The organism is uncultured Tenacibaculum sp. (assembly GCF_947495995.1).
In the GTDB taxonomy this organism is placed as follows: domain Bacteria; phylum Bacteroidota; class Bacteroidia; order Flavobacteriales; family Flavobacteriaceae; genus Polaribacter.
In genome coordinates this window covers 1-11184 of record NZ_CANMAX010000017.1, presented here as the reverse complement: position 1 = coordinate 11184, position 11184 = coordinate 1, and the positions used below count along the sequence as shown (strand labels likewise).

General features: G+C 34.1%; 4 protein-coding genes. 1 reads left to right on the top strand and 3 read right to left on the bottom strand.

Annotated elements, in window-relative coordinates; genetic code table 11:
* The coding region (locus Q1A15_RS20700; RefSeq protein ID WP_299628319.1) for an Ig-like domain-containing protein at nucleotides 1–6161 on the bottom strand (6161 nt) is incomplete at its 3' end.
* A gap of 509 nt (nucleotides 6162–6670) precedes the next feature.
* Here Q1A15_RS20700 and Q1A15_RS20695 point away from each other — a divergent pair.
* Nucleotides 6671–8512, top strand: coding sequence for a PLP-dependent transferase (locus tag Q1A15_RS20695; RefSeq protein ID WP_299628317.1), 1842 nt, complete (start codon nucleotides 6671–6673; stop codon nucleotides 8510–8512).
* 57 nt (nucleotides 8513–8569) lie between these two features.
* Here Q1A15_RS20695 and Q1A15_RS20690 read toward each other — a convergent pair whose 3' ends face one another.
* The gene (locus Q1A15_RS20690) at nucleotides 8570–9523 is read right to left on the bottom strand and encodes a type IX secretion system membrane protein PorP/SprF (RefSeq protein ID WP_299628315.1); all 954 of its coding nucleotides are present in this window, start codon (nucleotides 9521–9523) and stop codon (nucleotides 8570–8572) included.
* Nucleotides 9524–9544: 21 nt separating this feature from the next.
* On the bottom strand, nucleotides 9545–11184 hold a 1640-nt coding region (locus tag Q1A15_RS20685), incomplete at its 5' end, for an MBG domain-containing protein (RefSeq protein WP_299628313.1).

The window sequence follows — 11184 nt, the reverse complement described above, 5'->3', positions numbered from 1 at the left end:
ACGACATCGGAAACATTGACTCCCGTAGCTGCATTGGCTCCTGCATTACTAATAGCTAAACTAAAGGTAACTGTATCACCTACATTTGGTGTACCATCACTTACGCTCTTTACTAAACTTAAGTCTGCAGTTTGAGGAGTTGGAATAGTTAAAGCATCTTCATCTGGTTCACTTTGATCTCCATCATCATTATTCGGTATACTTCCATTATCATTTTGATCAGCATCTGTAACCTGAACTACGTTTTTATATTCATCAGGTACTCCAGTAGGAGCATTTACAATTACATCATAAGTTAATACAATACTACTTCCTGAAGCTATAGTTAAATTATTCCAAGTTATAGTCTTTCTGTCAAAACTTGCTATACCACTATTAGATATTGTTCCTGTTTGTAATTCATAACCTGGAGGTAATAAATCTTGAACTTGTACCCCTGTTGCAGTTGATAAACTTCCTGCATTAGAAACTTCTATTTCAAAAGTAATAGTACTTCCTACTGTAGTAGACGTTAACACAGGATTTGTTCTTTTATCTATCGAAAGTGCTATTTCATCAACAGAAAAAACAGCATCATCTTGATCATCTTCCGCTCCTACAGAATTACCCGGCGTACTATCTGGATCGGGTAAATCTGACGCTGTTACCTGAGCAATATTAGTATAAACTCCTGACGGATTAACCGTTGCATCAAATGTTAGCACAATATTACTTCCATTAGCAATACTTAATCCGCTCCAAGTAATTGTACCTGAACCGACGTTGTATGTTCCCCCAGAAGAAATAGTTCCAGGAGTAATTGTATATCCAGTTGGTAAAATATCTTGAACCTCTACTCCTGTAGCATCTCCTGTAGCAGTTACGCTTGCAACATTATCTACTTGTATTGTAAACGTTACAGCATCACCAGGATTTCCTGAAGTTGGGCTAACAGACTTTGAAAGTTCTAAATCTGCTTGTTCTAAAGTTATAGCTGCATCATCTTGATCATCTTCTGATGCAATTTTATTTCCTGGTGTACTATCAGGATCTGCTTGATCTGAAGTTAAAACTTGTGCTGAATTTGTGTATTCATTTGCAGATCCTGTAGGAGCATCTACAATAGCATCAAAAGTTAAAGTCACAGCATTTACTCCCACTGGAACATTAGCAAGATTCCATGTAATTTCATCACCTGTACCATTTAAAACTCCACTATTACTGATAGATGAAATTCCACTGTAACCTATCGGAATAATATCTTCAATTGTTACGTTGTTTGCTACATCTGGACCAGCATTACTAATATTTATTGTAAATGTTACTGTATTTCCAACGCTTACATCTGTTGGAGTAACTAGTTTTTCTAATGATAAATCTGCTGATTGTATAGAGATAGTAGCATCATCTTGATCATCTTCTGAAGCTACATTATTATTCGGTGTACTATCTGGGTCAAAGTTATCACTTCCTGAAATCTGAGCTGTGTTTGCATAAGACCCACTTCCATTTATAGTTGCATCAAAGGTTAAATTTAATGTTGCCCCATTTGTAATACTTAAACCTGTCCATTGTAATGTTTGTGTTCCCGGGTCGAAGCTTCCTCCATTGGAAACCGTACCAGGTACAATACTGTAGCCTAATGGTAAAACATCTCTTACTTCAACACCTGTTGCATCAGAATTTACTCCACTTGAATCATTATTAGTAACAGCTATTGTAAATGTTACCGTATCTCCAACATTTGCTGAAGTTGGACTAGCTGTTTTAGATAACTCTAAATCTGAAATTGGAGTTATTATTACTGTTACTTGATCTACAGCATCATTACAAGAACCATTTTGAATTCTCCATTCAAACACATAAGTTCCTGGTTGTGTTCCTGCAACAACAGTACCTGGATCGTTTGCATTAATAAAATTCGCTGTAGTTGGGCCAGAAATTTGACTCCATGTTCCAACTCCAGCTGTTGCAGGAGTTGCTCCTAAAGTAACTGTTGAAAATTCGGGTATTACTTGATCTGGCCCCGCTTCAGCTGTTATAGGGTCAGAATACATTGTAATTTGAACTGTATCTGAATTTGTACAACCTCCACCAGTTGCTGTCCATCTAAACACATACACTCCTGGTGTTATATCTTGTACTAAACTATTTGGGTTATTTGGTGAAACTATATTTACTGTACTTCCCACAGGTTGACTATCTATACTCCATAAACCTGTTCCTTCTGCAAGAGTTGTAGCTCCAAGGAAAGTTGTTGGAGAATCACAAAACTCTTGATCAGGACCTGCTTCTGCTGTTGAAGGTGGTAACGCAGGGAAAGTAATCTCTACAGTATCTGATTGTGGACCACAAGGACCTGAACCAAAAGGACCACTTGTAACTGTCCATTGTAGGATATATGTTCCAACTTCTATGTTAGACATTCCTGTTTGTCGCTCATTTATATTATCAATTGTTGCTGTAGCCGCTGAACCTGCAGGATGACTAAGTATCGACCAAACTCCTACACCAATGGTTGGAGCGTCTGCATCTGTTCTAAAATCTAACTGACAAGCATTTGTTTGATTTGGCCCAGCCTCAATTGGTGTTGGAGCTTCAAACACTTCTATTCTAGCTACATCCGACAAATCGGTACAACCATTTGTTGAAAAGTTAAGTTCAACAATGTATAATCCTGGAGTACTTAATCCACTTAATGTTGGTGTTAAAGTATTAGCACCAGAAGTGAAACTTGCTCCAGAACCAGGTTGATCTAATACTGTCCATTGAACAGTATCTACATCTGCTGGTATGCTAGCATTTCCTGCAGTTAAAACAACAGAAGTATTTGCTCCTGGAGTTGGATCATCTAAACAGATATTAACTGGTGGACCAGCATCTGGTTCTTCACTTGGACCACTACTTACTGTAACCGTTACATCTCTAGAAGTATTTGAACAAGGAGCAGGATAGTTTGTAGTGTATCTATATACATAAACATTATCAACTCCTGGCACAGCCACTTCTACATTTGCATTTGCTATGTAACTATCTGAAGGAGCTTGTGTAGGTCCGTTATTTGTAAGTTCTGTAGGTGTTGGTGCACCTCCATTAACTGTTATTAAACTCCATGTACCAGTTGTACCTTCTGTAGCTTCTAAAACTACACTTGTTGCTTCACATACATCAATATTATTTATTACTTCAGACTGTTTATACACATTAAAAGTGATATCATCTGAACTATCTGGACATAAAGATGAAGAACCAATAATTGTCCAACGTAAAGTATATTGTCCAGTAATTAAATCCTCAACATTAATTTCATTTGGAACAGGATTCATAGCATCTGCTGGACTTATAGTAGGTGTATTTGGTCCTGCGATTACTGACCAAAAACCTGACTCTATGTTTGGATTAGTTAATGCATCTGCATTTATTAAAACCTCATCATCATTACAAACTTCAGTAAATGAACTCGTAATATTAGCAACAGTAGGTTCTATTCCAACTTCTCTAGTCACTTGCTGTGCTGGTGCAGTTGCTGGACAACCTCCATAATCAATTTCCCATTCAAAAACATAAGTTCCGTTTGATAAATTAGAGAATATTGCAGTTGGACTATTTTCATCATCAACAATAAAACCTGTTGGACCAGAAACTAATCTCCATGTTCCTTGTCCTCCTAAGGAAGAAGGATCTGAAGCATTCATTTGAAAACTACCCGTTACAGCAGGAACACAATGTGTATCATCTGATCCTGCACTTACAGTAGTACTTGTATCTGCAATTACAATTTGAACATCGTCACTAGTTGGTGTACACGCACCTGTGGGTGGTACATTATCGATTGTCCAACGTAAAATATATTGTCCATTGACTAGATTTCCTGCTACTGCATTAGGATCGTTTGCATTTGGTGTAAATGTTGGTGTTGAAGGACCAGAAACTACAGTCCAAGTTCCTTGTTCATCAACATCTAAAGGTGTTATACTATTCGCACTTAAATTTGCAGTTGTAGTTGAACCTGTAGGTGGCAAACACTGATCTGTACCTGCATCTGCAATAGTTGGAGATTCATCTGCTGTTGTTGTAATTGTTACCGTAGATTGAGCTGGTGCTGCACAATCAACAAAACCAGGTCTTTCATCTGCTGTCCAAGTTAAAATATATGATGTACTAGGAGTAACAAACCCAGTAGCAATTGCATTAGGGTCATTTACATCTGAAAAGACAATTCCATCTGGTGAAGACCATGTTCCTACTTGACTTGCTAATAATGGATCTGCAGCAAGTTGAACTGGTGCGTTAAAACATACTGTTTGTGGTGTACCTGCATTAACTGGAAAGTTACTTAAAGGTGTTACCGTAACTGTTGTCGTACTCGTAGCTGGTGGGCATCCATCTCCTCCACTTACTACATATTGAAACACATATTCACCAGGCACTAAACCTGTTAATGTTGTGTTTCTATCAAATCTATCATCTATAACGGAATTATCTAAACCGTGCTCACCTGGTAATAAAGACCAAAAAGAAGTTTCTCCAGGTAATATTGCACTACCTGATAAACTACCATTTACCTGACCACATGCAAAAGTTTGAGGACTTCCTGCATTTGATCCTGAAGGGTTTTCTGATAACGTAACTTTAATTGTTTCTACTGCTTGATCACAACCTAATAAAAGTCCACCTGTACGAATTCTCTGAAATTCTAAAGTATATGCTCCAGGAACATCAAAACGATCTTCATTAACTGTTCCGTTAGAACCTGAACCTAAATTAGTAAAACCAGTAGGTAAACTTAAAGATGAATCAGATGGTCCGCTTAATATTCTATATTGTGTTCTATTTCCGCTAGTAGTTACGTAAGGTATATCTGCTTCTGTAGTACCACAGGCTAGCGTAATATCTCCTTCACTCATTCCATCTCCATTCGTATCATTTAAAAGAATAGTAGAAGTACCTATATTATATGATATTGTTACCGTATCAGACAATGTACAATCTGGTATAGCAGGATTACTTATTGAGTATCGATATGTATAACTTCTATTTCCACTTCCAGGAGCTGATAAACCTGTTACTTGAGTAGTATTACTCATATCATTTACAATAGTAGTTCCCATTGCATTACTATTGATAGGTTCCCATAATACGGTTTCACCTGCAAATTGAGGTAATGTTCCTGATAATGTAACAGAAGTAACTGAAGGATCACAAATTCTCTGTGTAGGACCTGCATCTGGTGTTGTTACTTCTTGTGTTGGTGCTGGTACAGTAATAGTTACAGTATCACTTCCTGTTACACAAGGACCACTAACATCCCAACGAAAAATGTGTACCCCTTCTCTTAAATTTGTTACACCAGTAGAATTATTCGTTGGAGTTCCAATGCTTGGTAATTCTGTAGCTGTTGTTGAAACTAAACTCCACATTCCAGATTGAACACCTGAACTTACAATTCCACCAAAACTCCCATTTAATGTGGCTGTTTGACTAACTGTATAACAATTATCTGTAGTTTGATCTGGACCAGCTTCCACAGGAGTTTCTCCTCCATAATTAGTGACATTGACTTGATCTTCGGATTCACATGCTCCTCCGGAAGAAGTAATCGTCCATACTAATGTTGATGTACCTGCACTTCCTTCTGGTAAAGTAATAACTGTTGTTGCAGCACTGGTATCGTCTATTACTACACCTGCTGGGTTACTTCCACCTTGAAAAGACCAAACTCCGGTTTCACCTGCCGCAGTATTTACAGCATTACCAGTTATAACAATTGAACCAGAACTATCTGGACAAGATTGAATGTCTGGACCTGCATCTGCAATTGTAATTCCGATTACAGTAATTTCAACACGCTGAGAAGGTGTTGTTCCGTTTTGACATTCTGCTGATAACTCAAACTCATATACATTTCCTCCAATAAGACCTGTAATTATAGGATCATCGATATTGGGATCACTTATAACTACACTTGGACCAGATACTTGTCGCCAAGTTGGTCCTGATGCAAAGTCACCACTAGAAGTTCCATCGAGTTGTAAAGTTTGATTGATACAAATTGTTCTATCTAAACCTGCATTAACTGTACACGATTGTGCCAGCATACTATCAGGTACAGATAATAATACTAAAGTAAATACTAGAAGTACTTTCATTTTTAAAGCACTAATAATAGACTTTCTTTCCATAAAAAGACTTATTAGGTTAGTTTAATAAAAAAAGAATAGAAACTATAGAGGAATTAAAAAACTGAAAAAGACAAAAACATCTGATAAAAATTAACAGATAGAAACCTAATAAACATCTATTTTATTAGCTAGAAAAAAGAAATTGGATAGCTTCGGGGTACGTTAACTTTTGAATTTCTAATTCTTATATATGTCTTTGTAAAGCGAGTAATTTTAATTCATATATGCTCTTATTCGTTACTAATTATATGTTTAATACAAGTAGTAGTTAGAAATTCAAAAAATAATGTTTGGTTAGTAGATGCTGCTATTTCTGTATCACAGCACATTGTAAATATACAAACTTTTAACAGAGATTAACACTAGTTCGTTTTTTTTTTAACATTTAATAAAATCATAACTGCATTTCCATTAGACAACTCAAACAATTATTTCAGTTAAATACATGTTTATTTTTTTAATAAAAACCGATTTCACGTATCTTTGCGAACCGTATTAACTAAAGAATTATGCAAAATAACAACGTGATAAATTATCTTAAAAATGTGCTTAACAATTTACCTTCTGATTGGTTAAATTTAACTACTCACAGATTAGATATTTATAATGAAAAACTAGCAAAAACTGAGTTTTTATCACATTTTGAAAAATTATTTAATAGCAATAATTTTTCTTCTGATGATTTACATGAATTACCAACTGCATACGATTACATTCGATTAGGACATCCTTTATCTTCTGTTTTAGAATGGACAATCGCTCAATTAAATAACATTGAATCTAAAAGAGTTATTACTTTTTCATCGGTAACTATTCCTTTTTTAGCAATCTTGAGAAAGAACTTATTTGATCAGAAAAAAACATTACTTGTTTATAAAGATCAATTACCAGATGTATTCAATGAAGCTACTATAAAAGAAGTATATGGTTACAATTTTGAAATTCAAAAAGTTGCCGATTTAAATAATATACCTGAATTCGATGGAAGTATTGTTCTTTTTTCTGAGCAAGAAAACATTCATGAATTTGATTTCAATATAAATGTTGATTTCTTTATTAATGCTACAACAGAACTTGGTAGTATTTTAGTTATTAAAGAAGCTTCTAATGAAAATTATGTTTCAGAAATACAACATGTAAGAAGAAGAGAAACAATAGCCATGACTCCTTCGAATACTTTAATCGTTTTAGAAAATATTGCTGGAGTTTCATCTGAAAAGATTTCTTACGATACTAAAGCAAATAAGACAAAAGTATTAAACACAATTGCTGATGTTACTGGTGTAAAAACTAATGCTGTTGTTGGTTCTAGTGGACTTTCAATTCAGTATGCAATTGTGATGGGATTAATTCATCAAGCAATAGAAGATTACAAAGGTCAGGATATTAAAATTATCGTTCCTCCAAACTGTTATGGTGGTACTAATGATCAAGCCAGACGTGTAGCAGCTTGTTTACCAAATGTAGAAGTTATGGATCTTCCTGTTGATGGTGATAACGACATGGTAAAAAGTGTAGATATCGTTTTAACTAAAGTTGCTGAATTAGATGCTGTACCTTACATTATTGCTGAAATTCCTACAAATCCAAGAGTTGAAGTTCCGGATCTTATTGAGCTTGAAAAAGCTTTAAGTAAAAAAAGAACTACACCCGCAGGAAAAGAAGCTATAACTCCGGTTTTTATTCTAGATCAAACATTTTGTCCGAATGTACATTTCTTAGGTGATACTGAAACCTTAGCCAATGTTAAAACAATATCGTATGTAAGTGGATCTAAGTTCCCTAGTGGAGGAAAATGTACTGCTGGTTATTGTACAGCCAATACAAAAGCTGCTTATTTAATGGACAACATTTCAACACATTTACAATTATGTGATAATGAAGCTACAGATCTTCAATATGAAATTTTAGCACAACAAATGCCATCTATGATTCAAAGAATTCAAGATGCATATGTTAACACACGTGATTTTGTATCGTTTATTGCTGAACATTTACCAGACGCTAAAATCAATTTTGTTTCAGAAGAATTAGCTGAACAAGGATTTACTCCTTCTGTTTTCTCTTTAGACTTACCTACAAAAGGTAATACAGATGAGGAAAGAGAAACATACAAAAGAGCTCTGAATCTTAAGTTAATTGACATGATGATTACTGAAATTCCTGATGAAAGTAAATATTGTGTGAGTTACGGTCAGTTAAAAGGTTGTTATTGGACTATTCCTGCAACCTCAACTCAAGGAACAACAAAAGAAGGCGACAAAGATTATATCGCCAGAGTTTCATTATCGGCAAATCTTGATTTAGACTTGCATAAAAAAGTATTTTTAGACTTTATAAAAGAGATTTAAATTACAAATACATATAAAAAAAGACATTACTCAACGTAATGTCTTTTTTCTTTAGAACTAATAATAAATAGGAGCTCCTCGTTCCCGATCTTTTAAGTTTACTGAATATAACAGTAAAATTTCGTGCGAGCCATTACTATTGAAAGCATTTGCTGTAGAGAAATCATACGAATATCCTATTCTAATATTCTTATTTACATTTAATGCAGTTATTAAAGCTACTGATTCTTTAATTCGGTGTGAAATTCCAAACTCAACCTTATCATTTATAAAAACTGAACTGGAAATATCTAATGCTACAGGTATTTTAGAAGAATAACGGAACATCATTGCAGGTTTTAATTTTACAGTGTTGCTTAGTGTAAATACATAACCTCCACCTAAGAAAACAGTACTGTTTCTTGAAACTTCTTCGGGTGAATCTAAAGTAGATTCAACATCGAAAAAATTAGTACTTAAAATGTTTGGCAATGATAAACTCACATAAAAATCTTCTTGAGAAAAGAACAATCCAAAACCTAGATTTGCATATGTTTTATTTGGAATAGTATTGGTAAAATTTTCACTCGTGTTAAATCTCAATAATGATTGATTTAAACTTTGAATTGAAGCTCCAAACTTTAATCCAAACGATAAAAGTCCGTTATTTGATACTGACATTTTATAAGCTACATCTCCATAAAGATGCGTTTCCTTTAATGGTCCTAATTCATTATAAATCGCAGAAAAACCAATTCCAAAACTCCTTCTAATTCCAAGCGGCGTATTAATTCCTAAGGTACCAGTTTTAGGTGCTCCTTCTACTCCAACCCATTGAGTTCTTCCCATCACATTTACATTTAGTGCATCTTTAAATCCTGCATAAGCCGGATTAATAATATTCATGTTATATGTGTATTGTGTAAACTGTGGATATTGCTGTGCTTGAGCAGTAACAATAAATAGAAAATTGACTAAAAGTAAATATTGAATATATACTCTTATTGATTTATTTTCTCTCGTAACATTCATCTTAATCTAATTTTTAGCTATTTATTGACGATTTAAAAACACCCAAGTTGCTTTTGGTTTCTTACCATCTTGATTATAATTCAAAGAAAAATAGTAGGTTCCCGTAGGTAATTTTTTTCCTTTGTGAGTTCCGTCCCACCAAATTGGTGTTGCATTTATATCACCATTATGATTGTAACTATACAATACTGCTCCGTTTCTATCGAAAAATTGAATCTCAAAATTCGGATAGTTTTTTTCTAAATCTTTGATTTCAAAAACATCATTAACTCCGTCTCCATTTGGTGTGAACACATTTGGCAACTCTGTAGCTTCAGTTATTCTTTCAATAATTTCAAAAGAATTTGGTAAAAAAGTAATATCGTAATTCGTATTCTCTAAATCTCCTTGAGTGATTTCATAAATGCCAGCATCTTCTCCTAATTCTCGCTCTAAACTACCATTTAATACATCTCTTGCTATTAAACTTCCTGAAGTGATTTGATAGGTTAATATTGGATCAATCTCACCAAAAAACTTTGATTTTTCATCGGCTAATACCGTAATTGATTTTGGTGTGATTGTTAGATTATCAGAAATATAATTAATCGTATAATTATTATTCACTAAAGTTCCTTGAGTGATTATATAGTCGCCTACATCTTCTCCAGTAACTCTAATTAAATTCCCTGTTAAAACATCTCCCATTGCTAAACTTCCTGAAGTAATTTGATATGTCAATACTGGATCGGCATCACCATAAACTTTTGTTTTTGCATCAGCTGTAATTGAAATCGACTTTGGTGTAATTATTAAGTTATCAGAAACGTAATTAATCGTATAATTGGGATTTGATAAACTAGAATTGATTGCATAATCTCCAACATCTTCTCCTAAAAGTCTGGTTAAACTTCCTGATAAAACATCACCTGTTACTAAACTTCCTGAAGTGATTTGATATGTCAAACTTGGATCGGCATCTCCATAAACTTTTGTTTTTGCATCCGCTGTAATTGTTATCGATTTTGGCGTGATTATTAAATTATCAGAAACATAAGTAATCGTATAATTAGAATTTGACAAACTTGAATTAATCGTATAATCTCCAACATTTTCTCCTGTAACTCTAGTTAAACTTCCAGTTAAAATATCTCCAAGATTTAAAGTTCCTGAAGTGATTTGATATGTCAAACTTGGATCGGCATCGCCATAAACTTTTGATTTTGCATCCGCTGTAACTGTGATTGACTTTGGAATAATTGTCAATTCATCGAAAACATAAGTTATTATATAATTAGAATTTGATAAACTAGAATTAATTGCATAATCTCCTATATTCTCACCAACAACTCTAGTTAAATTTCCAGTTAATATATCTCCTGATACTAAACTTCCTAAAGTAATTTGATATGTCAATATTGGATCTGCATCTCCATAAACTTTTGTCTTTGCATCCGCTGTAACTGTGATTGATTTTGGTGTGATTGTTAAATCGTCAGAAACATAAGTGATTGTGTAATTAGAGCTTGATAAACTTGAGTTTATTACATAATCTCCAATGTTTTCTCCTGCAACTCTAGTTAGACTTCCTGTTAAAACATCACCTGTTTCTAAACTTCCTAAAGTAATTTGGTACGTCAAACTTGGATCGACATCGCCATAAACTTTTGTTTTTGAATCTG